15 protein-coding genes are annotated in these 25,572 nt (G+C 74.6%); 9 read left to right on the forward strand and 6 right to left on the reverse strand.

The features are described from left to right. Positions 1-206 precede the first annotated feature (206 nt). The 3 genes from EJC51_RS45155 to EJC51_RS45165 are packed head-to-tail and all read left to right on the forward strand — an operon-like array spanning position 207 to position 10,020. Entirely contained in the window at positions 207-7,508 is a 7,302-nt protein-coding gene (locus EJC51_RS45155; protein WP_126276424.1) for a non-ribosomal peptide synthetase, read from the forward strand. Beyond that, a complete protein-coding gene (locus EJC51_RS45160) occupies positions 7,505-8,734 on the forward strand; it encodes a cytochrome P450 (RefSeq protein ID WP_126276425.1) in 1,230 nt (409 codons plus the stop codon). Before EJC51_RS45155 ends, EJC51_RS45160 begins: the two co-directional genes overlap by 4 nt. Before the next feature lie 38 nt (positions 8,735-8,772). Continuing rightward, positions 8,773-10,020, forward strand: a complete 1,248-nt coding sequence (locus EJC51_RS45165; protein ID WP_126276426.1) for an MFS transporter — start codon at positions 8,773-8,775, stop codon at positions 10,018-10,020. Between the two features lie 14 nt (positions 10,021-10,034). Here EJC51_RS45165 and EJC51_RS45170 read toward each other — a convergent pair whose 3' ends face one another. From EJC51_RS45170 to EJC51_RS45180, 3 genes are all read right to left on the reverse strand, one after another. Further along, positions 10,035-12,950, reverse strand: a complete 2,916-nt coding sequence (locus tag EJC51_RS45170) for a helix-turn-helix transcriptional regulator (protein ID WP_126276427.1) — start codon at positions 12,948-12,950, stop codon at positions 10,035-10,037. Positions 12,951-13,138: 188 nt separating this feature from the next. After that, positions 13,139-13,345 (reverse strand): hypothetical protein, encoded by a 207-nt coding sequence (locus EJC51_RS45175; RefSeq protein ID WP_126276428.1) that lies wholly within the window; start codon positions 13,343-13,345, stop codon positions 13,139-13,141. Between the two features lie 89 nt (positions 13,346-13,434). Then, a complete protein-coding gene (locus tag EJC51_RS45180) occupies positions 13,435-16,503 on the reverse strand; it encodes a type 2 lanthipeptide synthetase LanM family protein (protein ID WP_126276429.1) in 3,069 nt (1,022 codons plus the stop codon). 428 nt (positions 16,504-16,931) lie between these two features. On the opposite strand from EJC51_RS45180, the gene EJC51_RS45185 reads away from it, so the two are divergent. Further along, entirely contained in the window at positions 16,932-17,543 is a 612-nt protein-coding gene (locus tag EJC51_RS45185; protein WP_126276430.1) for a helix-turn-helix transcriptional regulator, read from the forward strand. Further along, positions 17,540-18,148, forward strand: a complete 609-nt coding sequence (locus EJC51_RS49005; protein ID WP_244363234.1) for a response regulator transcription factor — start codon at positions 17,540-17,542, stop codon at positions 18,146-18,148. The genes EJC51_RS45185 and EJC51_RS49005 overlap by 4 nt, the downstream gene beginning before the upstream one ends. Before the next feature lie 121 nt (positions 18,149-18,269). On the opposite strand, the gene EJC51_RS45195 is transcribed toward EJC51_RS49005, so the two are convergent. The 3 genes from EJC51_RS45195 to EJC51_RS45205 all read right to left on the reverse strand — a co-directional run bounded on the left by EJC51_RS45195 (position 18,270) and on the right by EJC51_RS45205 (position 20,215). Next, positions 18,270-19,004 (reverse strand): Type 1 glutamine amidotransferase-like domain-containing protein, encoded by a 735-nt coding sequence (locus tag EJC51_RS45195; RefSeq protein WP_126276431.1) that lies wholly within the window; start codon positions 19,002-19,004, stop codon positions 18,270-18,272. A gap of 148 nt (positions 19,005-19,152) precedes the next feature. After that, entirely contained in the window at positions 19,153-19,971 is an 819-nt protein-coding gene (locus EJC51_RS45200; RefSeq protein ID WP_126276432.1) for a 4'-phosphopantetheinyl transferase family protein, read from the reverse strand. Beyond that, entirely contained in the window at positions 19,964-20,215 is a 252-nt protein-coding gene (locus EJC51_RS45205; protein WP_126276433.1) for an MbtH family protein, read from the reverse strand. Before EJC51_RS45205 ends, EJC51_RS45200 begins: the two co-directional genes overlap by 8 nt. A gap of 258 nt (positions 20,216-20,473) precedes the next feature. Here EJC51_RS45205 and EJC51_RS45210 point away from each other — a divergent pair, with 258 nt between their 5' ends. The 4 genes from EJC51_RS45210 to EJC51_RS45225 are packed head-to-tail and all read left to right on the forward strand — an operon-like array spanning position 20,474 to position 25,555. Beyond that, on the forward strand, positions 20,474-22,795 hold the full coding sequence (locus tag EJC51_RS45210) for a lantibiotic dehydratase (protein WP_126276434.1): 2,322 nt from the start codon (positions 20,474-20,476) through the stop codon (positions 22,793-22,795). After that, complete coding sequence (locus EJC51_RS45215; RefSeq protein WP_126276435.1) at positions 22,795-24,288, forward strand: amino acid adenylation domain-containing protein; 1,494 nt, start codon at positions 22,795-22,797, stop codon at positions 24,286-24,288. Before EJC51_RS45210 ends, EJC51_RS45215 begins: the two co-directional genes overlap by 1 nt. Continuing rightward, on the forward strand, positions 24,285-25,301 hold the full coding sequence (locus EJC51_RS45220; RefSeq protein ID WP_126276436.1) for a threonine ammonia-lyase: 1,017 nt from the start codon (positions 24,285-24,287) through the stop codon (positions 25,299-25,301). The genes EJC51_RS45215 and EJC51_RS45220 overlap by 4 nt, the downstream gene beginning before the upstream one ends. After that, the gene (locus EJC51_RS45225) at positions 25,298-25,555 is read left to right on the forward strand and encodes an acyl carrier protein (RefSeq protein WP_126276437.1); all 258 of its coding nucleotides are present in this window, start codon (positions 25,298-25,300) and stop codon (positions 25,553-25,555) included. The genes EJC51_RS45220 and EJC51_RS45225 overlap by 4 nt, the downstream gene beginning before the upstream one ends. The last annotated feature ends 17 nt before the right edge of the window (positions 25,556-25,572 follow it).

A 25,572-nucleotide genomic window follows, 5' to 3' on the forward strand; every position in this document is an offset into this window, starting at 1 on the left:
GTCCGCGGGTACGCCCACCCGGTGCCCGGCGGACATCAACCGTCCGTGCCCCGCGTGAGAACCCCTGCCCGGCGGACGCCAGCCGCAGGTGTGCGCAGCCCCCGTTTCGACGGCCGCCAACGGCAGCCCTGCCTTGTGCACAGCGCCCGCGTCGGCGGCCCCCCAACCCGCAGCCCTGCCACAGACCTTGAGATTCGGAGTGCCCCATGACCACGTCCGACGTGCGCCCCGGCCCCTCGCCCGCTGCCGGTGGCCTCTCCCCGGCCGCCCGGCGTCTGCTGGAGCAGCGGCTGCGCGGCCGGTCGGCCGCCCGCGACGACGGCCCCGTCCGCGTCCGGCCCCGCCCGGAGCGGACCCCGTTGTCCGCCGCCCAGCAGCGCCTGTACTTCCTGGACCGGCTCGCCCCCGGAGCCCTGACCTATCTGCTGCCCGCCGCCTGGCGGCTCAGCGGCCCCCTGGACGTCCCCGCCCTGCGCGCCGCCGTCGCCGACCTCGTCGCACGCCACGAGCAGCTGCGGGTCGTCTTCCCCGAGCACGAAGGCGTCCCTTACCAAAGCGTCCTGTCGGCCGAAGACGCCACCCTCGACGTCGTCGACACCGCGTCGGCGGACGAGGAGGACGCCCGCCACCTGGATGCCGCCGTCCACACCGCGTCGGCGGACGAGGAAGGCGCCCGCCACCTGGACGCCGCCGTCCACGCCGCCGCGCTGCGCCCCTTCGATCTCGCCCGCGAACCCGCCTTCCGGGCCACCCTGGTGCGCGCGGCCGACGACGACCATGTCCTGGTCCTGGCCATGCACCACATCGTCTCCGACGGCTGGTCCCTCGACGTCCTCGTGCGCGATCTGGCCGAGCTGTACCGGGCAAGGTGCGAGGGACGCCGCGCCGACCTGCCCGAACTGCCCCTGGACTACACCGACTACGCGATCTGGCAGCGCGCCGCCGACCAGGGGCCCGCCCTCGACCACTGGACCTCACGCCTCGCCGGACTCACCCCGCTGGACCTGCCCGTCGACCACCCCCGCCCCGACACCCCCGCCGACCACGGCGCCGTGCACACCGTCACCCTCCCGGCCACCCTGACCGACTCCCTCGCCACCCTGGGCCGCACCTTCGGCACGACGCCCTACATGAGCGTGCTGGCCGCCTTCCAGGCCGCGCTCGCCTTCCACAGCGGACAGCACGACATCGCCGTCGGTACCGTCGTCGCCAACCGTGAACGGGCCGAGACCGAACAACTCGTCGGGTTCTTCGTCAACACCCTCGTGCTGCGCGGCGACTTCTCCGACGACCCGACCCCGGGCACGCTGCTCCAGCGCACCCGCGACCGGGTCCTGGAGGCGTTCCAGCACCAGTCGTTGCCCTTCGAGAAGGTCGTCGAAGCCCTCAGCCCCGAGCGCGACCTGGCCCGCAACCCGCTGGTGCAGGTGCTCTACACGCACACCGCGACCGGCCCGGGCACCCTCGACCTCGGCGAGGCCGAGGGCGCGCCCTACCGGATCGGGCTGACCACCGCCAAGTTCGATCTCACCCTCGACCTGCGCGACGGCGGCGGACGTACCGAACTCGCCTTCGTCTACCGGCCCGACCTCTTCACCGAGGAGTCCGTCGCCGCGCTGGCCCGGCACACCGTCGCGTTCCTGGAGGCCTTCCGCACCAGCCCCGACGCCCCGCTGAGCACCGTCGACCCGCTCAGCACCGCCGAACGCGCGCACCTGCTCGGCCCGGACGGCCCCGCCCGCGCCACCGAGACACCCGCCGGCCTGCCGCGTACCGCCGCCGAACGGCTCACCGATCACATCGTCGGCACTCCGTCGGCGGTCGCCGTCACCGGCTCGGGACGGAGCCTGACGTACGCCCAACTCGACGCGTCGGCATCGGCGTTGGCGCGCCGTCTGCGCGCCGCGGGCGTCACGCACGGCTCCCTCGTCGGCGTCTGCCTCGACCGCACCCCCGACCTGGCCGTCGCCCTCCTGGCCGTCTGGCGGGCCGGAGCCGCCTACCTCCCCCTGGATCCGACGCACCCCAAGGCCCGCCGTGCGTTCACCGTCACCGACTCCGGCATCGAACTGATCGTCACGGACTCCGCCACCCGCGACGCCGTCGAGGGTCTGCCCGCCCGCCTCCTGGAACTGGACGCGGCCGAGGACAAGGCCGAGGCCACCTCGCGTTCACAGGACGTCGTCCCGGACCACGAGGACCTCGCCTACGTCATCTACACCTCGGGCTCCACCGGCCGCCCCAAGGGCGTCGAGATCACCCACGGCAACCTGGCCTGGCTGCTGGGCGCCGCCGACCACCACTTCGACTTCGGCCCCGGCGACGTGTGGACCCTGATGCACTCGCCCGCCTTCGACTTCTCCGTCTGGGAGCTGTGGGCACCGCTGGCCACCGGAGGCCGCGTGACGGTCCTGACCGCCGACGAGGTGCGCGACCCGGCCGCCGTGCACCGGGTCCTGCGCGAGGAGGGGGTCACCGTCCTCAACCAGACCCCGGCCGCCTTCAAGGGCCTGCGCGCCCACCTCCGGGAAACCGGGGCCGACTTCGCCACCCTGGCCCTGCGCACCGTCGTCTTCGGCGGCGACGCCTTCGACGTACACGACTACCGCGACTGGTTCACCGCGCCCGGACCCCGCCCGGCACTGGTGAACATGTACGGCATCACCGAGACCACCGTGCACGTCACGATCCGCACCATCACCGAGGACGACGTCCACGGCACCGTCCGCTCACCCGTCGGACACCCGCTCACCGCGGCCCACGGGTACGTCCTGGACGCCTGGAAACGCCTCGTCCCGCACGGCACCGTCGGTGAACTGTACGTGGCCGGCGGCGGAGTGGCCCGCGGTTACCGCAACCGGCCCGAACTGACCGCGGAACGTTTCCTCGACGATCCCTTCGGCACCCCCGGCACCCGCATGTACCGCACCGGCGACCTCGTGCGCGTCCTGCCCGACGGACAGCTCGCCTACGTCGGGCGCGCCGACCACCAGGTCAAGATCCGCGGCTACCGGATCGAGCCCGGCGAGATCGAGACGGCCCTGCGCGCCCTGCCCGGCGTCGTCGACACCGCGGTCGTGGCCCGCCAGGACGGCGGCGCGGCCCGCCTCGTCGCCCACGTCGTCACCCCCGAGGGCCGGCCCCTGGACGCCGCCGCCCTGCGCGAACGGCTGCGGCTGACGCTGCCCGAGTACATGGTTCCCGCCCTGTTCGTGCGCCACGAACGACTGCCCCTGACGGCCAACGGCAAGGTGGACCGCGCCGCGCTGACCGCCGTGCGCCCCACCTCGGCGGGAGCCTTCGCCTACGCCGCCCCGCACGGAGCGACCGAGTGCGCCCTGGCGGAGGTGTTCAGCCAGGTCCTGAGCGTCGAGCGGGTCAGCCGTACCGACAACTTCTTCGACCTCGGCGGCGACTCCATCCTCGCCCTGCGCCTGGTCGGCGTCGGCCGGCTCGCCGGACTCGGCTTCAGCGTCGCCGACGTCTTCCGCGCCCGGACCCTGGCCGACCTCGCCGCACTGGTCACCGACGCCGCCGACGCCCCCGAGCCGGTCGCCCCCTTCTCCCTGGTCGACCCCGCGGACGCGGTCCGGCTGCCCGAGGGCCTCGCCGACGCCTACCCCCTCACCATGCTCCAGGCCGGCATGCTGCACGAGATGCTCGCCGACCACCGGCGCGGGGCCTACCACAACGTCACCGACCTGAAGATCACTGTCCCCGAGGGCTTCGACGCCGCCGCCTTCCAGGCCGCCGTCGACGCCGTCGTCGCCGCGCACCCGATCCTGCGCACCTCCGTCGACCTGGTCACCTATCGTGAACCCCTCCAACTCGTCCACCGGGCCTCCCGCCTGACCGTCGGCTACACCGATCTGCGCCACGTGCCCCGAGAGGAGCAGCGGGAGCGACTGCGCCGCTTCGTCGACGCCGAGTTCGACCGCCGCTTCGACCTCGCCACCGCCCCCCTCGTCCGCATCCACCTGCACCACATCACGGACCACGACCTGCGCCTGGTCCTCACCGACTGCCACGTCGTCCTCGACGGCTGGAGCCTGACCTCCCTCGTCGCCGACCTGCTGGCCCTGCACCGCGAAGCGGTCACCCAGCGCACCGCACCGCGCCCGCCGAGCGTCCCGGCCTTCGCCGAGTACGTCGCCCTGGAGCGGGCCGCGCTCGACAGCGAGGACTCCCTGGCCTACTGGCGCGACCGGCTCGCCGCACTGCGCCCGGTCACCCTGCGCCGCCGCACCGACGGCGCCGCCGCGGACGGGCCGCCCGTGCACGAGGTGCGGCGCTCCTACTCCCACCTCGCCGAACGCATCGGCCGCCTCGCCAAGGAGGCCGGCGTACCCCGCCGCACCGTGCTCCTGGCCGCCTTCCACCACACCATGAGCCTGTTCGCCGACCGCGACGACAGCGTCCAGGGACACAGCATCGGCCTGGTCACCAACGGCCGCCCCGAGGTGCCCGGCGCCGACCGGATGCGCGGACTGTTCCTCAACACCGTGCCGTTCGGCGTGGAGCGCCCGCGCGGCGACTGGCTGGCCTACCTGCGGGACGTGTTCGGTGCCGAGCAGGAGATGCTCCCGCACCGCCGGGTGCCCCTGGTCCGCATCGCCCAGCTGCGCCCGACCGAACCGAACCTGACCGACACCGTCTTCAACTACGTCAACTTCCACCGCCTGGCGCACGATTCCTGGGACGACTCCCTGGAGATCGCCCGCACCATGTTCCCGCTGCTGGTGAACGCGAGCGTCAACGCCTTCACCCTGGACGCCGACCCGGAGTACGTCGCCCCCGCCACCGCCGAACAGGTCGCCGACGTGTTCGTGGCCCAGCTGGAGGCGATGACGGCCGACCCCTTCGCCCGGGTGAGCCGGCCCGCGGCCGTCGGCGCCGCCCGCGCGACCGTTCTGGGCTGGGCCGCCGGCCCGGATCTGCCCTCCTCCCCGCTGCTGTTCCACGAGCACGTCGCCGAGCAGGCCGCCCGCACCCCGCACGCGGTCGCCGTCGAACACCGCGGGCAGCCGCTGACCTACGCCGAACTGCATGAGCAGGCCGAACAGGTGGCCCGTCGGCTGCGGCTGCTCGGCGTCGGCCCGGAGACCGTGGTCGGCATCTGCGTCGACCGGGGACCGGACTGGGTGCGCGCCGCCCTCGGCGTGCTGCGCTCCGGCGGCGCCTTCGTCCCGCTGGACCCCCAGCACCCCACCGAGCGGCTGGCGTTCATGGCCGAGGACAGCGGCATGCGGGTGCTGCTGACCCAGCGGGCCCTGGACGGCGCCGTACCCTTCGACGGCCCCACCCTCCACCTGGACGTGCCCGCCGAGCCGGTGGGACCGGTGCCCGGCCGCGAGCCCGACGCCGACACCTTCGCCTACCTGATCTACACCTCCGGCTCCACCGGCGTCCCCAAGGGGGTCGCCATCGCCCACCGCGGTCTGTCCAACATGCTCGAAGGGCAGCGCGACCTGGTGAACCCCACCCCCGAGGACCGGATCCTGCAGTTCGCGTCCTTCGGTTTCGACGCCTCCATCCTGGAGCTGACCTGGTCCCTCGCCAACGGCGGCTGCCTCGTCACCGCCCCCAAGGAGGACCTGCGTCCCGGGCCCGACCTGGCCCGCACCCTGAGCGAGGCGCGGATCACCGGCGGCATGCTGCCGCCCAGTGCCCTGGCCGTCCTCGGCGAGGACACCTTCCCCGACCTGCGCGTGCTCCAGGTGGCGGGAGAGGCCTGCCCCGCCGAACTCGCCGACCGCTGGTCGTCCGGCCGCCGCTTCCAGAACGTCTACGGCCTCACCGAGACCACCGTGTGGTCCGTCGCCGCCGACCTCGCCCCCGGCCAGGGCCGCCCGCCGATCGGCACCCCGATCCGCAACACCCGCATCCACGTCCTCGACGACGACCTCCAGCCCGTCCCGGTCGGCGTTCCCGGCGAGATCCACCTCGGCGGACAGGCCGTCGGCCGCGGCTACCTCGGCCGGCCCGCCCTGACCGCCGCCACCTACGTCCCCGACCCCTACGGCGAGCCCGGCGAACGGCTGTGCCGCACCGGCGACCTCGGCGCCTACCGGCCCGACGGCAGCGTGGAATGGCTCGGCCGCCGCGACGCCCAGGTGAAACTGCGCGGCTTCCGGATCGAACTCGGCGAGATCGAGCACGCGCTCCGGCAACTGCCCGGCATTCGCCAGGCCGTCGTCCTGCACCGCACCGACCTGCCCGGCGGCGAACCCGCCCTGGTCGCCTACCTCGTGACCACCGGGACCGACCGGTGCACCCCCGAGGACCTGCGAGGCGCACTGCGCACCAGCCTCCCCGCGTACATGCTGCCCGCACGGTTCGTCGTCCTGGACGAGATGCCCGTCAACCGCAGCGGAAAGATCGACAAGCGGGCGCTGCCCCTGCCGCCGGCCGAACTCGACCAGGACGACACCGAGTACGTCGCGCCCGCCACCCCGGCCGAGCGGATCCTCGCCGAGATCTGGCGCGAGGTGCTGGGCCTGTCCCGCATCGGCGTCCATGACGACTTCTTCCGCATCGGCGGCAGCTCTCTGTCCACCGTCCGGGTGTCGTTGATGGCCGCGGGACGCGGACTGCCGGTGACGGTGGGCGACTTGATCGAACATCCCACCCTCGCCCGCCTCGCCGCCCACGCGACGCGTGCGGTCGGCGCGGGCCTGCCCGCGACCGTCACCTCCGAGGTGCGGCTGCGCGAGGGTGAGGGCGAACCCCTGTGGTGCGTGCACCCCACCGGGGGCAGCGCCGCCTGGTTCGTGCCGCTGGCCCGCGCCCTGCCGCCCGGCCGGCCCGTCCACGCCTTCCAGGCCCGCGGCCTGCTCGGCGGCGTCGACCCCAGCACCGTGACCGGGATCGCCGCCAACTACGCCGCCGAGATCACCGACCGCGGCGTGCCGGGCCCACACACCCTGCTCGGCTGGTCCATGGGCGCCAACATCGCCCTGGAGATGGCCACCCAGCTCCACCAGGCCGGGCAGCCGGTCGCCCCGCTCGTCCTCATCGAGCCCTACCTGCCCAACCCCGCCGCCCGCACCCGCCTCGAAGGCGTCACCCGGGACCTGCGCGAAGCCCTGCGCCAGCGGGACCGGCTGCGCGAACTGCCCGCCTCCCCGCAGCGGGACCGGGCCACCGCCGAACTCACCGCGACCCTCCTGGGCGCCGGGATGAGCCCGGCCGAGGCGGCCCTCGTCGAGGGCGCCCCCATCGAGGTCTGGCACTCCCTGCTCGCCGCGCTGGCCGGCTACGAGGTCCGGCCCTATCCCGGCCACATCCACCTGGTGGTCGGCAGCGAGGCCGCAGGCCTGCCCCGCGGCGTCACGATGCCCGGCCTCGACGTCGACTACGACACCTACGTCGCCCGCTGGCGTGAGACCGCCCAGGGCGGCCTCACGCTGCACATCAGCGACGGCGACCACATGTCGATGATGGCCGAACCCCAGGTGACCGGCATCGCCCGCCTGCTCGCCGCCCTGGAGAGGGGAGAAACCCGATGACCACGCACGCCCCCGCCCCCACCGAGCGCTATCTGCTCGCCCCCGACCTGGTCGCCGACCCCTACGGCCACCTCGACGCCCTGCGCGAGAGCGCCCCGGTGCAGTGGAGCCCGCTGCACCATGCCTGGCTCGTCACCGGCTACGACGAGGTCATGCGCTGCCTGCGCGACCGGGCCGTCTCCGCCGACCGGGTCCGGCCCCTGATGGACGCCGTCCCGCAAGGAGCCCGGGAGGACGCCGAGCGTGCCTTCGGCATCCTGTCGCGCTGGATGGTCTTCAACGACCCGCCCCAGCACCGGCGGCTGCGGCAGGTCTTCCAGGAGGCGTTCGCCGCCCGCGCCGTCGCCCGCTACAGCGCCTTCACCGAGAAGGTCACCCGCGCCGTGCTCGCCCGCAAGGCCGCCCCCGGCCGCACCGGCGACCTCATGGCCGACCTCGCCAAGCCCCTGCCGGCCCTGGTGTTCGCCCGCTGGCTGGGCATCCCGCCCACCGACGGGCCCTCCTTCTGGTACTGGAACACCCGCGTGGCCGACCTCGTGCTCGGCACCGCCCAGGAGGAGAGCGAGTACCGCGCCTCGTTGCAGGCCCTGGTCAGCCTGGAGGACTACCTCGGCGCCCTCGTCGCCCGGCGGCGCGCGGAGCCCGGCGACGACCTGATCAGCCAGGTGCTGGGGGAGGGCCGGGTGGGCGACTCGGTGAGCGAGGAGGAGTTCGTCGGGATGCTCACCCAGATGGCGTTCGCCGGCGGGGAGACCACCAGCAACCTCATCGCCAACACGGTCCTGGCCCTGCACACCCGCCCCGACCAGCTGGCCGCGGTGCGCGCCGAACCGGGCCTGGCCCAGGGCGCGGTGGAGGAGACGCTGCGCCTGGACGGTCCGTCGAAGATGTCGATCCGCACCGCCGCCCAGGACCTCGATCTCGGCGGGCAGACCATGCGCGCCGGGGACCGGATCTTCCTGGTGACCGCCGCCGCCAACCGGGACCCCGCCCGCTTCCCCGACCCGGGCCGCTTCGACGTCACCCGCAGCGGCGCGACCCACCTCGGGTTCGGATTCGGCGCCCACTTCTGCATCGGTGCCGCGCTCGCCCGCCTGGTCGCCGTCTGCGCGGTGCGCACGCTGGTGTGCGAGCGGCCCGGCCTGAGGCTGGCCGACCCGCAGCGGCTCAGCTGGCAGCCGTCCCTGCTCAACCGCAGCCTCACCGCCCTGCCCGTCCACTACTGACCGGACCGCACACGTCCCCTCGACGAGAGGCATCCCTCATGGCCACCACCCTCGCCGCGGACCGCCCGCGGCTGTGGGCGCCCGCCCGGCACCGTTCCTTCCGCCTGCTGTGGACGGGGCAGGCGCTCTCCCTGCTCGGTGACGGGTTCAGCGTCGTCGCCTTCTCCTGGATCACGCTGAGCCTGACCGGCTCCACCCTCACCCTCGGCTACGTCCTGGCCTTTCAGGCGGTCCCCCGTGCCCTGCTCACCCTGGTGGGCGGCACCCTCGGCGACACCTGGTCCACCCGCACCCTGATGGTGGCGTCCAGCTGGACCCGCGCCGCGCTGATGGCCACGGTCGGCGCCGCCGGGCTGACCGGGCATCTGACGGTGTGGATGCTGTGCGCGGCGGCCGCCGCCTTCGGCGCCGTCGACGCCTTCTTCCAGCCCGCCCGGGTCTCCATCCTGCCGTCGGTGGTCGAGGAGGACCTGCTCGCCCCGGCCAACGCCCTGCTGGGGGCCGGCGCCCGCACGGCGGCCGTCGTGGGTCCCGCCATCGGTGGTGTCGTGATCGCCCTGACACAGGCGCCGGTCGCCTTCCTCGTCGACGCGGTCTGCTTCGCCCTGTGCGGCCTGTGCGTGGCCCGCATCCGCACCCGCCCGCGGCCCGGCTCCCCCAAGACCGGCTCCGCCGCGCCGGGTCCGTCCCTCGGCGCCCGCATCCGGGAGGGCGTCACCTTCACCCTGCGCGACCCGCGCCTGCGCACCATCGTCGCCCTCGACACGGCTGTGAACTTCTGTTACGCGGGCCCCTTCACGGTCGGATTCGCCGCTCTCGCCGACCAAGTACTGCGCGGAGGGTCGGCCACGCTCGGCGTCCTCAACGGCGCCCTGGCCGGGGGAGCGGTGCTCGGGACCCTCGTCGGCGGCGCCGTGGGGGGCCGGCCCCGCGTCGGCCTGCTGGTGGCCGCCCTCGCGGGGTGGCTGGGCGCCGGCATGGCCGTGCTCGGCCTGGCGCAGAGCACGCCGGTCGTGGTCGCGACCGTACTGGCGATGGGGTTCGCCATCGGTTACCAGGGCGTGTTCGGGCTGAGCTGGATCCAGCGCAACATCCCGCAGGACGTCCTGACCCGTGTGGTCTCCGTCGACATGGTCCTCGGCTACGCCGCCGCCCCCCTGTCGCTGATCCTGTGCGGTTTTCTGGCGGGGACGGGGCACCTCGCCCTGTTCGCTGTCGTGGCCGTGGTCCTGGCCGGCACGGGGCTGGCGGTGCTCGGGTCACGGGCGGTGCGGGAGATGCGCTGACCCGGCCGACACGTTCAGCCGGAGCGCAGAGCGGCCGATCGCGCGCACAGATCCGCGCGGTTGGCCGCTCCGGTCTTGGTGATGAGACTGGCGATGTGCTTCTCCGCGGTCCGGGGCGAGATGAACAGCCGGTCGGCTATGTCCTTGTTGCTCAGACGCTCCGCGAGCAGCCGGAACACGTCGAACTCCCGGACGGTCACCCCTTGGGTGCGCAGCTGCTCCGGAATGCCGCTGGTGCCGCTGCGGTGCTGGTGCACCGGGGCGCCCAGGCGGCGCAGTCCCGCCCGGCAGGCGCCGGTGACGGCGGCGATGTCCCGTTCGTGGAAGTAGTGTTCGGCGCGCCGCAGCCAGCCCACCGGATCTCCCCAGTCGTCCTGGTGCGCGGCGTCCGCGATCAGCCGCAGCCCCAGATGCTGGGCCAGCGGATAGGGCTCGGCCACCACCAGGGCGGCCTCCACGGCGGCCGCCGCGTCCGTCCGGGCCCCTTCCCGGCCCAGCAGGACGGCCTCGGCCAGGTGCACGAACTGCCGGTTCCAGCGCATGCGGGCCATGGCGGTCGCCGTGATCTCCGCATGCCGGGCCCGGTCGGCGTCCCCGCCCAGCACGTCCAGCAGGAGCAGCAGCCCATGGGTGCCGCTGAGATGGTAGGTGGAGGGGTTGTCCGCCTCCAGGGCCTGCACCCCCGCCAACTCCGTGCGGGCCAGGTCCCGGTTCTCCTCCAGCAGGGCGCAGAAGGCCCGCGCCAGGCCCAGGCAGAGCGGCTCCTCCTGCGAACCGGCGCCGTCCCACTCGGTGAAGGCCGCGAGCGCCGCCTCCATGGCGGGCCGGTCCCCGCGATGGGCCTCCAACGTGGCCTGCGCCATGAGCACGTAGCGCACGGCGGGGGCCAGGCGCAGCCGGCGCACGACGGCCAGGCACTCGGCGGCGGTCGTGCGTGCGGCGGCGTCCTTGCCGCGCAGCACGGCATCGAGGACGAGGATGCCGTCGACGGTGTGCACGATGTTCACCGAGCCCAGCCGCAGCGCCTCCTGGCGGGCCGTCAGCAGTCCCGCGGTGTCGCCCTCGGCGAGCCAGGCGTTGCCGCCCATGCGGGTGGCCGCGTACATGCGCTGCAGCGGCAGCCGGTGGCGTTCGGCGGCGGACAGGGCTTGTCCGAGCATGGCCGCCGACTCCTGCGGGTCCCGCTCGCGGGCCACGGTGGCGAGCAGTTCCCAGGCCTGGCAGGCGACGACGGGCAGTCCGTGCCGCTCGGCGGTGTCGGCCGCGGAGCGCGCCAGCTTCTCGGCGTGCTGGGTGCGGTCCGGGCCGGGCGTGTCCAGGGCGAGGTAGGCGGCGGTGACGTCCACGGCCGCCGCGGTGGCTTCGTCGGGGGCGGCGGCCAGTACCTCGCGGGCGCGGACGATCTGCCGGTTGCCGTCGCTCCACCGGCCCGCCGTGTGGGCCACCTTGGCCAGCCGTGCGTGCAGCGTCGCCAGACGCGCGGCGCTCAGACCGGCGCCGCCGAGGGCGTGCAGGTCGTCCACCAGGTCGAAGGCGCGGGCGAAGTCGCCGGCTTCGGCGAGGGCGGGCAGCAGGTTCTCCAGGACCGCGGCCCGTGCCTGTGGATCGTCGGCGTCGACGAGCAGGGACTCGGCACGGCTGAGGAGGGTCACGGCGGAGTTCAGCGCGCCCGCGGCCAGGGCGCGTCCGCCCGCGTCGGCGTACAGGAGCCCGGCCTCGACCCGGTCGCCGGCCTCGCAGCGCAGACCGGCGGCCAGGGCGCACCAGTCGCCTTCCAGGGCGGGGTGGAGTTCCTCCACCGCCTGCGCGCCCCGCCGTGCCAGGTCCGCTCGCTGGCCCGGCGTCATCTGGGTGAACAGGGCCTCGAGAGTGGGGGAGTGGCGGAAGGAGTACCAGTCGGGGGCGGGTTCGTCGGGGACGACGAGCCGGGCGGCGACGCCGGCGTGGAGGTGGCCGAGCAGGGTCCGGTCGTCGACGTCGGTCATGTGCTGCAGGACGGACAGGGGGAAGCGGCGGCCCAGCACCGCCGCGGCGGACAGCAGGGTCAGGCCCTGGGTGCCGAGTCGGTCGATGCGGCGCAGAATGCCGCGGGCCAGGGTTGAGGAAACGTCACGGCGCAGGTCGCCGACGGCGCGCCAGCCACCGGGACCCTGCACCAGGGTGCCCGAGCCGATCATCGACTGCAGCAGTTCCTCGACGAGGTAGGGGCTGCCCGCGCTGTCCTCCCACAGTTTGCCGAGCACTTCGGCGGGCACGTCGTCGGGGCTGTTCACGCCCAGCTGGGTGGCGATCACCTGGTGGACCTGCTCCTGGGACAGCGGCGCCAGTTCGACCACGGTGGCCGCGCCGCGGCGCCGCGCGGACTGCGCGAGGTCGAGGGCGTCGCTGATGTCGGTGCGCACGGTGGCCACCAGCAGGACGGGCGTGTACGCCAGGTTGTCGACCAGGTACTCCAGGACGCCGAGGGTCTCGGGGTCGGCGTCGTGCAGATCCTCCAGGAGCAGTAACTGGCCCTGGCCGCGGCCGGCGGCGATGAGCAGGCGCAGCACCGCCTCGCCGAGGATGACCATGGAGCTGCTGTCGCGTTCCCCTGTGTCCCAGTCGGGGATCAGCCGGCCCAGCACCGGACGGTAGGGACCGAGCGCGAGGTCGTCCATGGGCTCGCCGCCGCGGAACAGCGACATCAGCGCCTCGGTGAGAGGCCGGAACGGTACGGCGGGGCCCGTGGTGCTGCTGCGGCCGCGCAGCACGCGCATCCCGGAGCCCAGGGCCCCGCCCACAGCCTCCGCGGCCAGCCGGGACTTGCCGATTCCGGCCTCGCCGACCAGGAAGACGACGCTGCCCAAGCCCTGCCTCGCGTCGGCCATGGCGCGTTCGAGCTGGGTGAGTTGGAGGTCCCGCCCGACCAGGGAAGGCGTATGGGAACGCATGAACGCTGATGATAGGCGGCAGAGTGCGCCTGGGGCAGATCGCACCCAAGTCGAGATCAACTGCGGGCGTGCACGCGGGAAGAGCACACAGCCCGTGCGCGCGCGGGCGCAGGTGGGGTGTGAACGCGGCGGCGCGGGCCCGCCGCGGCGGGCCCGCGCCATCACGCGGAACGTCTGGCGGACGTCGGTCAGTTGGGGGCGGAGACCGAGGTGTCCAGGGTGCTCAGGGTGATGACGATGCCGCTGGTGAGGACCATGCCGGCCAGCACGCGGGCACGGGCGCAGGCGCGGTTGCGGCCGGAGAGGGTGATGCCGCCCGCGGCGTCCTGCTCGGCGGGCACGGTCTCGGCGGCGGTGAACTCGGCGGAGTCGGCGGCGACGAGGTGCTGGTCCATGACGGTGGTCCCTTCTGGTGTCCCGTGCGGGGCGCACGGGGTGGGAGGTGGGAGGAGCCGTTGTGCTGACGAGCAAAGGTGCGGGTGGGTCAGTGGTCGGGGTGGTGCAGGAGCAGGACTGACGGGACGGCGTCCGGGTCGGCCAGGCGGAGCAGTCCGTAGCCGATGCCGGCCAGGCCGGTCATCAGCGCGGGGGAGGGGACGTGGTCGGGGGTGGCGCACCGGTGGCCCTGGGCCTCGACGAGGGCGAGGACGTGACCGCTGTGCCGGCGCAGGGCCGACCGGGCTGTGGTGTCGCCTTGTTCGGCCAGGGCGGCCAGGGCATCCAGTCGGCCGAGGGCGCCCTGGGCGAGGCTGAGGTCGGGGCCGGTGGGGGCGTTGGCGAGGCGGCCGGTGCCTTCCGTGAGTCCGGCGGCGGCCTGTCCGGCCAGCCCGTGCGCCCAGGAGAGGTCCGCTTCGTCGCCGGTGTGCGGCGTGGCGTCGAGCAGGGCGCGGGCTGCGGCTTCGACGCCGGCCGCACGCTCGGGCCGGTGTCCGGCCCAGCGCCGCAGCGCCCATACGATTCCGGCGGTGCCGTCGGCGAGACCGGCGGTGGCGGGGAGGTGACCGTCTGCCGGTGCTGTGGCCAGGAGGTCCGCGATCCGGTCCGCCAGGCGCAGGGCCGCCGGATCACCGGTGGCCTCGTACGCGGCGACCGCGGCGGCCAGTGCCCCGGCTCGGCCCTGGGCCAGCCCGGGGTCGGAACACGCCGCCGTCGCGTGGCCGAGTGCGGTCAGCGCGTCCGGCAGACAGGCCCGCAGGTTCTCGTCGAGGAGCTGGGCCAGGCGGACCAGCGTGTACACGATCCCGCCGAGTCCGTCGTAGCCGCCGGGGCCCGCCGCCGCGCTCAGTTCGGGGTCCTCGGCGAGCGCCTTGAGCAGGGCGGGGAGCGGGCGGACCGCCTCACGGGCGGCCGCGCCGTAGCGCCCGGATCCGGTGAGTGCCTCGGTGTGGGCGAGGAATAGGGCCACCCCGCAGTAGCCCTGGGCCAGGCCCGCCCCCATCGGCAGGACGGCCCAGTGCGCTCCGGACACCCGTTCCAGGCCGATCCAGTTGGCGCGCGAGCCGCCCCGCACCGCGCGGGCGGTGATCTCGTCGGCGATCCCGCACGCGGCGGCCAGCAGGCGGGACGGTTCGGGCGCCACCGGCGGCACGGGGGCCGGGGTGAGTTCCGAACGGGGGCGGTCGAGCGGTGAAGTCGCGCCGCGTACCGCGAGGGTGGCCGAGATGATCCATTCCTGGTCGTGGCAGTCGACCTCGTCCATCCGGCCGAGCTTGTCGCGCACGGCCGTCGCGGCGGCCACCGGCAGCACGCCGGGCAGCGAGGTGCCGTCGTCGGCATGCACCGCGGTGCCGGTGGGGCGGTGGGTGAAGAAGGGGATGTCGCCGCGCCACAGGGCCGCGGTCTCGTGCTCGATGAGGCGCTCGCGCGCCGTGTCGTGCGCGGACTCGGTCCACAGCACTGCGAACACGCCTTCCCGGGCGAGCGCGTCGCTCAGCAGCGCGGGGTGGGTGGACTCCTCCAGAAGCGTGGCGTACAGCCGGGTCGCGCGGGCGATCAGCCGGGCCGGGCGTTCCGTCCAGCGGACCAACGGGCCGTCCGCGTCGAGCAGTTCGCGGCGGTGCGCGGCGATCGCCGTGTAGGCGGTGCGGAATCCTCCGAGCAGGGCCGCCGTGTGGTCGGCGCTGGAGAGGGAGGTGCCGTGGGGCAGCGGGTGGTTCTGGGCCGCAGGGCTGGGCAGTGGGCCGCGTACCGCCCGCATCGTGTCCTGTCCGCTGTCCTCCCAGCGCAGGCCCTCGCTGGGGAAGGTGCCGTCGGTGTCCCGGCCGAGTGCGGAGATGTCCAGGGCACCGTGCTCGCCGATGAGGAGGTGGGGGAGCAGGCAGGTGCGGTGGACGGAGGCGGCCAGGGCGTCCGCGGCCGGGTCGGCGCCCGCCGTGAGGGCCTGTCCGAGACCGGTGTGCAGCAGTGTCTCGGCGTCCACCAGGACCGGCTGGTCGCCGTGGGCGATGACGTTCTCGTAGTGCATGTCGGCGCCGTCCACCGCGTAGAGCAGGGCCAGCAGGGCGCCCTGGCGGCGGTAGAAGGCGTCGGTCTCGGTGACCGACGTGCACCAGCGGTGCTCGATGAACTCCAGCCAGCCGTAGGCGTCGCGGCGCAGCGTGCGCGGAGTGCGCAGTCCCAGTCCGGGCACCTTGGCGTTGAGCCAGGCGACCAGGTGGTCGAGGAGAGCGTGCTGGTCGAGGGGGCGGGGCTTGTGGACGAGCCGGCTGCCGTCGGCGAAGTGCAGGATCGCCACGGACCGGTTGCCCTGGTGGGCGTCGCCGCGGCCGAGGTCGACACGGACGAGCCTGTCCGGCGTACGGCCGTCGAGGAGGGTGGTGGCCAGGGCTGAGCGGTCGGCCTGGAAGCGGGCGGCCAGCTCGGCGGCGGCCTGCGTCGCGTCCAGGGCGGTCCGGGTGAGCATCCGGGCCAGTACGGGGTAGGCGGCGAACAGGTCCGCCAGTCCGCGGCGGGTGCCGGCGGCCGCGGCGAAGGAGACGAACCGCTCGCGCGGACCGGCTCCCGCCAGCCGCCGGGCGCGGCGGGCGGCGTGCAGTTCCTGGACCAGGGTGCGGGCGGCCTGCCGGACCAGCTGGCGGGTCAGGCGCTCGGTGAATCCGTCCCGCCACACGGTGGCTTCGGTGTCCGGGAGGCCGGCCGTCAGGTCCGCGAAGCGGGCGGCGGCCGTGGCGACCAGCGGCCTGACCACCGGGGCGAACACGTCCGGACCGGCGCCGCCGACCTCGACCTCGGCGAGGCCGTCGGGCGCGGCGGCCAGCACTTCCTCCGCGAAGGAGGCCCAGTCGGGCTTGGCGGTCCGCTCTGCCAGGCGCTCGGCGGGCTCGGCGGCCAGGGCCGCCGCGGTGTCGCCGTCCACGCCCAGGCGGTCCAGCCGCAGGGCGAAGCCCTCCGCGTCCCCGACGGCCCAGGGCATCGGCCCGCGGGCGCCGGTCGCGGCGGCCGCGTCGGGGAGCCCGGGGGCGGCGAGCCGCTCCGTGAGGGTCAGCGCCGGGGCCCACCAGGTGGCGGGAAGGTCGGCGCTCCGGGGAGTCGGGAGGCTGGCGGTGTCGGTCACGAGAAGAAGGTCGCAGACCCCCTGCGGGCCCCACATGGGTAACCGTCCCCCATATTCTCGCCGCACCCTCCCCATGGGTGGGGGTATGGGGGGCGGGAGTGGAGAACCGCAGGTGGGGGGCGTGCGTCTCCAGGAGTGTGCGGCGGGTGGGTTCGGCCGCAGCGGGGTGGAGTGGGTACCGGGTGGGTGCGCGCCCCCCATGGCTCCGTATAGGAGGTTGCGTCCGGCCTTGGCCGCGTTGCCCTGGGCGGGGTGAACGGCCAGGGCATCCCCGCCTGCTGGGCGGCACCGGGGCGGGCGGTACGTAAATGTGGGGTCCGTCTACCGATGCCCCGGCGGTCGTGCGGACGGCACGGTGTTCCCAAGTCCCCATGCCAGACCGCCCGCAGAGTCTCAGGCCGGGCGCACGATCTTCCAAGGAGCAGCAGATGGGAGCACCTGTACCTGTCAGTGTGGTCGCACTCGACCCGGTGCTGGAGGCAGGCATCCGCGCGACCCTGCTCGTCCGGCCCGAGCTGACGGTGTGCGAGTCCGCCGACGCGCGGGTCGCCGTTCTCACCGTGGACCGGCTCGGTCCGGCCGAACTCGACATGGTGCGTGCCACCCGCACCCAGTCCCACCGCCCCGCCGTCGTCCTGGTGGCGGGCCTCCTGGCCTCCGGGGACGTCCTGCACGCGCTGGCCGCCGGCGCCCGTGGCCTGCTGCTGCGCCGCGAGGCCGACGCGTCCCGTCTGGCCCACGCGGTGCTGGCGGCCGCCCGGGACGACTGCACGTTGCCGCCGGGTCTGCTGGAGGAGCTCCTGGACCAACCGGACGCGTCCGTGCGCGGCTCCGGAGGCTGGAGCGAGGGCATGCTGTCCGAGCGGGAGCGTTCGGTGCTGCGCCTGGTGGCCGACGGGCACGAGACGGCCGAGATCGCCCAGCGGCTCGCCTACTCGCCGCGCACCGTGACCACCGTCGTGCACGACATCACCCAGCGGTTCAGGCTGCGCAACCGCGCCCACGCGGTCGCCTACGCGCTGCGGGCGGGTCTGCTGTGACCGCCACGCTGACGGCGCCGCCCGCTTCCGCCGTCGCGGTGCGGGTGGCGTCGGCCCCGGGCGCGGACCGGGTCCGCGCGGTCGTCGAGCGTGCCGGACTGGGGCCCGGCACAGACGAGTCGGTGGCGTCCGGGACGGTCACCGTGATCGTCGCCGCCGACGTGGACCAGGCACTGCGCAGGCCGCGCCCGCCCGGGCCGGTGCTGTTCGTCTGCGACACCGTCGGCCCGGAGGGCCGTCGGCGGGCCCTGCGCGCCGGAGCCGTCGTCATCGGCGCCGCCGAGCTGGCCGAGGACGGTCTCCGGGAGGCCGTCCTGCGGGCGGCGCACCCGCATCCGAGCATCCCCTACCCGGAGTTGTCCGGCGTGCTGAGCACCGGCCTCCGCCCGGACGGGCCGCCCGCCGCCCGCGCGCCGGCCCTGACCGCGCGGCAGACCGAGGTCCTGCGTCTGATGGCCGAGGGACACGGCAACGCCGACATCGCCCTGCTGCTGGGCTGCTCCGAACACACCGTCAAGAACGTCATCTACGAACTCATGACCCGACTACAGGCCCGCAACCGCGCGCACGCGGTCGCCCACGCCGTACGCCACGGCCTGGTCTGAGTCCTGAAGGCACCCGTCGACGACGCGGGGCACGGAACGCACGGACCTGGTGCCGACGGCATCGAGGGCCGGTCCGTCGCCCCGCTCGGTCGTGTGCGGGCAGCCGGGCGGGAGGGGCCGGTCAGGCCGCCGGCAGCAGCCGTGGCTCGATCCGCTCCTCCACGGCGCGGCCGTCCTCCCGTCGCACCAGGTACGCCGCCTTGTGCGGCAACTCCGCGACCGCCTCGACGAGTTCGGTGCCGCGGTAGACCAGGCCCACCCCGTCGTCGGTGCAGTGCGCCTCGGAGAAGGTGCCGTCGGCGACCAGGCGGTGGATCAGTGGGCGGCGGCCCTCGTCCGAGTCGTAGTGCACGCCGTTGCCGTAGGGGAGAAGCGCGAGGCCGTCGGTGACCGCGCGCAGTTCGGGTCCGAAGGAGTCGGTGGTGCCGCCCTGGAACCAGCAGATCGAGCCCGCGCTCACGCCGGCGAGCACCACTCCCGCCTGCCAGGCGCGCCGCATGACCTCGTCCAGGCCGTGCACCCGCCATACCGCGAGCAGGTTGGCCACCGATCCGCCTCCCACCCACACCACGTCGTGGCCGAGCACCGTGGCCTCGATGTCCTCGACGTTGGGCATGGGGAACAGCTGCAACGGCGTCAGGTCGTAGCCCGCCACCCGGGCGGCTTCGGAGACCCGCGCCGTGACGAGTTCGGCGTCTCCCGCGGCCGTGCCGACGTGGAGGATGCGCGGGCGCCTGCCGTGCACGCCGGAGAGGTCGACCGCGTGGTGGACCAGGGCGTCGAAGAGCACCCGTGTGCGTCGGCCGGGGCGCGCACCGCCCGAGGTGGCGACGATGGTGGGTTCGGCTGCGGTCATCCGCGTGATCGTATACCGGTCATCCCGGGGGAAGGCGTGGGCGATCGGTGAAGGCGGTGCGTGGGTCGGACCTCTTGGGGCGCAATGCCGACAGCGCGGCGGGAACCGGTTCGATACCGGTCCCCGCCGCGCTGTGGTGGGCGGGTCCTCAGGTGCGCAGGCCCACGGCGGCCGCATAGCCGGACGGGACCAGGACGTCGCGCACCGCCCAGCCCGGTGCCGGATCGGTGGGCGTCGGGCCGGTGCCCAGGTAGTCGAGCGCGGGGTTGCGGACCAGCCCCGTGCCCAGCCCCTTGAGATAGGCCTCCTTGCGGACCCAGGCACGGGTGAAGGCCGCCGGCCGGCTGTAGGCGGGCAGCTGGGTGAGCTCGTCCGCCTCCGCGCGGTGCAGTGCCGGCTGCGCGCTGAGCATGACCTTCACGGTGGCCAGTTCTTCCACGTCGACCCCGACCGGCGCCGGCGCGAGTGCCACCAGCACCAGCCCGCCGCTGTGCGACAGCGAGAAGTGCACCCCTGGTGTGGGCAGCACGGGCCGCCCGTGCGGTCCGCCGCAGCCGGCACAGGGCTCGCGCGTCAGCGGCAGTGCGTCGGCGCGTACCCCCGTCACGACGCTCAGCACACCCCGCAGCGCCGCGTGGGCGACCACGTAGGCGTCGCGGTCCCGGTCGTGCCGGAAGGCGCGGGCACGGGCCCGTTCCTCGGCGTCGAGGACCTCGCGGGCGTGCCGGAGGGTCTGTGCGTCCTGCTCCGCGACCCGTGCCAGGTACAGCTCCAGCGGGCCGCGCAGGGCACGGGGGCCTTGCGCGGGCGGTCCGTCGCGCAGCCCCGACAGGTCCAGCACCGCCGGGCACAGGCGTTGCGGCAGTGCCGGACGCGGGGCGTGAACGGCCGGCGGCGGGGGCGCGCCGGTGGCCGGCGGGTCGTGGGCCGAGGGACCCGGGAGCCTGCCCGGGAGTCCCTCAGGCATCTGCCTCGGCCAGCCGTCGGCGCAGGCTCAGCGGACGCATGTCCGTCCAGATCTCGCCGATGTGGTCCAAGCACGCCTGCCGGCCGCCGCGCAGTCCCTCCGGGTGCCAGCCCGCGGGGAGTGCGCGGTCCGCCCGCCAGATCGAGTACTGCTCCTCGTCGTTGCGCACCACGAGGTACTCCTCGTCGGTGCCCGGGCGGGCCTCCTCGGCGTCCGCGCCGTTGGCGAAGTCGGGTTGCGTCACGGTGAACCTCCCGCGGGTGGTGGGACCGGCCGCAGGTCACGGCCGACGCCGACAGCGTGCCCGGGCCCCGGAGGCCGGGGTCAGGGACGAACACGCCGACCCCGCGGCACGTGTTGCTGCCGGATCTTCTCTGTCGGCACGCCCCCGCCGCGCGGGACGGTGCTCTCCGGCCGGAGAACCCGGCGAACCCGGGGCGGACCACCGTCCGCCCCGGGGCCGGTCACTTCCCCGCACCCCCCTTTCCGGAAGGAGCACGCGATGTCGGACGAGCACGCACCTGTCCTGCTGCCGGGCGGAGGCTGGCGGCTGTGGGAACAGTTCGCGCTGCGCGGCCCGGGCTTCCCCGCCGACGGCATGCTGCGCCTGGCCCCGCCCGGACTGGCCGAGGCCGCCGACAAGTTCGGCCCCGACACCCCGCTGTCCGGCCCCGAGTGGGACGGCTTCACCCAGGAGCTCGCCACCGCGGCCGTGCACACCGCCCGCCACTTGCAGCAGGTCGCCGCCCGGCCCCGCTTCCAGGCGGCCCTGGCCTGGCAGAACCCTGCGGTGCTGCGTACCGGCATCGCCCCGTTCCTGCGCTGGAATCCCGACACCGACGCGCGCAGCAGCATGCCCCGCCAGCGTGAGGAGCTCGTCGCGCACTACTGGCAGCGGTTCTGCGTGAAGAACGACACCATCGGCTTCTTCGGCCCGGTCGGCTGGGGCCGCTGGGACCTGGCCGCGACGGACGCCCTCTCCCGCCGCGCCGGGGACACCTTCCTGGCCGCGGGCGAGGTGTACTTCTCCGGCTGGGCGATCGACGCGCTGGCGAAGGTGCTGGCCGAGGACGCCGCGCTGATGCGCTGGATCCCGCCGCGCCGCGTCTCCATCGTCCGGGTCGTCGGCGCCACCGTCCGGGTGCCCGGCCGGCCCGCGCAGCCGGTGGGGGAGCGTGAGGCGGCGGTACTCGCACTGTGCGACGGGACCCGGCCGGTGGCCGAGATCGCCGCCGTACTCGATCTGCCCGAGGACGACGTCACGGCCGTCGTGCGGGAGCTGGCCCGCAGGCGCTGGGTGCACTGGCGCCTGGAGGTCCCGGCGGCCACCCACCCCGACCGTGCCCTGCGCGCCATCGTGGAGCGGGTCCCCGACGAGGAGGCGCGTGGGCGTGCGCTGGCGAAGCTCGCCGTCCTGGAGGGCGGGCGCGACGCCGTGCGCGAGGCCGGCGACGACGCCGACGCGCTGACCGCCGCGATCGGCGCGCTGGAGACCGACTTCGCCGCCCTCACCGACACCGAGGCCCAGCGTGCCAAGGGCGCCCGGACCGCACCCTGCCGCGGCCTGGTCTACTCCGACACGCGCCGCGCGGCCACCGCCACCGCAGGACCGGGTCTGCTCGCCCACCTGGAACCCCTCCAGCTGTGCCTGACCGCCGCGCGCTGGATGACCAACCGCTTCGCCGACGGGATCCGCGTACGCCTGCGCACCGTGTACGACCGGCTCGCCGCCGACGGCCCCGTCGACCTCGCCACCCTGTGGCTGCACACCTTGCCCTCACCGCATCCCGAGGCGGGCGACCTCATCGACGCCGTCCAGGGCGAACTGCGCGCCAAGTGGGCCCGCCTGCTCGACATCCCGGACGGCGCGCGCCATGTCCGGCGGACCACCGCCGACCTCGCCGCCCGGGTCCGTGAGGAGTTCGAGGAGCCCGGGGACGGCTGGTCCCTGGCCCGCTACATCAGCCCCGACGTCCTCGTCGTCGCCGAGGACGAGGCGGCGCTGGCGCGCGGGGACGTGGAACTGGTCCTGGGCGAGATGCACTGCGCCCTGAACACCATGGGCGCCTCCCTCTTCGTGCACCAGCACCCCGGCCGCGACGAACTGATCGCCGAGACCAGCCGCGACTTCCCCGCCCCGCGCCTGCTGCCCATGCTCGCCAAGGAGCTGCCCCTGAAGTGGTCCACCCGCAGCCGCCCTTCGCTCGACCGTGAGCAGGACCACTACGTGGCGCTGGTCGACCAGACCGGAGACCCCCACCGTCCGCGCACCGTGCTGAGCGCCGATGTCCTGGTCGAGGACGCCGACGGCCGGCTGACCGTGGTCCTCCCCGACGGCACCCGCTACGACCTCCTCGACGCCTACGCCAACACCCTCACCCAGCGCGTGATGGACCGCTTCACCCTGCGCCCCGGGGGCGACCACACCCCGCGCATCAGCGTCGACCGCATGATCCTGGCCCGTGAGACCTGGCAACTGCCGGTCGCGGACGTCGATTTCGCCGACGAGAAGTCGGAGGCCGCGCGTTTCGTCCGGGCCCGCCACTGGCAGCGCCGCCACGACCTGCCGCGCTTCGTGTTCGTCGTCTCCCCGACCGAACCCCGCCCGTTCTACGTCGACTTCGACAGCCCCGTCTACACCACCATCCTCGCCAAGGCCGCCCGCCGCCTCGCCCGCAAGGACCCCGGCGCCCGTCTGAAGGTCAGCGAGATGCTGCCCACCCCGGAGCAGGCCTGGCTCACCGACGCCGACGGCCGGCGCTACACCTCCGAACTGCGGTTCGTCGCCGTCGACCGGACCGTCACCGATCAGGGGGAGCGCTGATGCGCACGCTCGCCGACGACCTCGCCGAACACGCCGCCCGGCACCCGCGGCGGATCGCCCTGGACACCCCCGACGGCCCGGTGACCTACCGGCGACTCCACGACCGGACCACACAGCTGACCCGCCTGCTGCGGGCCCACGGCGTGCGGCCGGAGACCGTCTGCGCCGTTGCCGTCGACCACGGTCTGGACGCCGTGGCGGCCATGACGGCCGTCCTGCGCTGCGGTGCGGCCTTCCTCACCCTGGACGTGAGCCAGCCCCGCGACCGGCTGGCCTCCTTCGTCCGCAGCGCGCACGCCCGCCTGCTGCTGACCACCACGGCGCACGCCCCTGCCCTGGACCTCGGCGTCCCCGTCGTCCAGCTGGACGCACCGGACGCCGCAGCCCCCGCCGTCGATCCTCCGCTTGCGCCCGTAGCCCCCCGTGCCCTGGCCTACGTCAGCCACACCTCCGGCAGCACCGGCGAGCCGAGTCCCGTCCTCGTCGAGCACCACGCCCTCGACGGCTACCTGCGCGACACCGCCCGGGCCTTCGGCCTCGGCCCGGAGACGGTCGTCCTTCAGATGGCTCCGCTGGGCTACGACGCCTCGATTCGCGACACCTTCGCACCCCTGCTGGCCGGCGCCCGCCTCGTCCTGGTGGAGCGCGCCCGGCTGCTGCGCCCGGCCGAGTTCGCGAACACCGTGCGCGAGCACGGTGTCACCGCCCTGCTCAGCGTCACCCCGTCCTTCCTCACCCACCTCGCCGCACAGCGCGCCCTCGCCGACCCGCTGGCCGGCGTCACGCTCGTCGCGTCCAGCGGCGAGTCCCTGCGTCCCTTCCTCACCGCGGGCGGCCGTTCCCTCGTTCCCGGCCGCCTCGTGAACCAGTACGGCCCGACCGAGTGCACCATGACGACCACTCGTCACGATGTCGTACCCGATGCCGATCCGGCCGACGACGTCGTCGGCCTGCCCAGGCCCGGCACCACGGTCCGCGTCCTCGGCCCCGACCTCGCACCCGTCCCCGACGGCGTGGTGGGCGAGGTGTACATCGGAGGCACCGGCCTCGCCCGCGGCTACGGCGGACTGCCGGCCCGCACGGCCGCCTCCTTCGTCCCCGACCCCTACGGACCACCCGGCTCCCGCCTGTACCGCACCGGTGACCTCGGCCGGTGGAGTCCCCAGGGACTGCGCTACGAGGGGCGCGGCGACCGGCAGATCAAGATCCGCGGCTACCGGGTGGACCCCGCCGAGATCGAGGGAGCCCTGCTCGCCCACCCCGCCGTCAGCGGGGCCGTCATCACCGCGCACACCGACGACCGCGGCCGCGTCTACCTGGCGGCGCATGTCACCGGGGACGACACCATGCCGGACGCCGCCCTGCGCGCCCATCTGGCCCGCACTCTGCCGCCCCATCTGATGCCGCGCCGGTTCCACCGCCACACCACCTTGCCCACCACCCGCGGCGGCAAGACAGACCGTGGCCGCCTGGTCGCCGGGAGCACCGCATGAGCACGCCGACCGCCACCGGCCACCACACCGCGCTCGGCACCCGGCCCGCGACCACGCGCGCCCTGGGCCCTGTCCACGGGCCCGCCGAGCTCGCCGTCGCCGCCGCCCGCATCGCTCCGTACATCGTGCGCACCCCCCTGCTGCCCGGTCCGGTCACCACCGCCTGCGGCCCGTACCTGCTGCTGAAGGCCGAACACCGCCAGATCGGCGGCTCGTTCAAGACCCGCGGTGCCGCCAACGCCGTCCTCGCCCTGGGCGCCGAACGCGTCGTCACCGGCTCCTCCGGCAACCACGGCATCGCCCTCGCCCGCATCGCCCGCACCCTCGGCCTCGAACTGACCGTCGTGCTCGCCGCCGGTGCGGCCCCCGCCAAAGCCGCCGCCATCCGCGCCCTGGGCGCCCGCACCGTCCAGGTCGGCGGGGGAGTGGCCGAGCGCGAGGACCGCGCCCGGGCACTCGCCGAGACGACCGGCGCCGTCCTCGTCCCCTCGTCCGATCACCCTTTGGTGATCGCCGGTCAGGGCACGGTCGGCACCGAACTCCTCACCGACGCCCCCGACACCGAGACGGTCTACGTCCCCGTCGGCGGCGGCGGTCTGCTGGCGGGCGTCTGTCTCGCCGCCACCGCACACCCCGTCCGCGTCGTCGGTGTCGAACCCGCCCTGACCCCGCGCTACGCCCGCTCCCTGGCCGCCGGACACCCCGTTCAGCTACCACCGAGCGACACCGTCGCCGACGGCCTGCGCGGTCAGCGGCCCGGACACCTCACCTACCCGATCATCCGCGACCGGGTCGACGACCTCATCGCCGTCGGCGAGGCCGAGATCCTCGCCGCGGCAGCCCTGCTGCGCCGCCACGGCGTCGACGCCGAACCCAGCGGCGCCGTCGCCCTGGCCGGAGCCCTGCGCGCCGGCCGCCGTGAAACCGCCGTGGCCGTCGTCTCCGGCGGCAACACCGCCGCCCGCCTGCACACCTGCACCGCACCCACCACCTTCCCGGAGGACACACCATGACCGAGAACACCGCCACCGCCGTCAGCACCCTCGACCTGCTCGTCGACGTCTTCCGCGACGTCCTGGACTACGCCGACCTCACCGCGGACACCGACTTCTACGAGGCGGGCGGCGACTCGCTCACCGCCTTCCAGATCACCGGCCGCCTCCAGGAGATCCTCGGCTCCGACGACATCCCGGTCTCCCTGGTCTTCGCCTACCCGACCCCGCGCGACCTCGCCGAGGTCGTCGACGCCGACTTCGGGCGCCCCTGACCCCAGGGCACCGTGGC

It is taken from the genome of Streptomyces aquilus (genome assembly GCF_003955715.1).
GTDB classification, from domain to species: Bacteria; Actinomycetota; Actinomycetes; order Streptomycetales; family Streptomycetaceae; genus Streptomyces; species Streptomyces aquilus.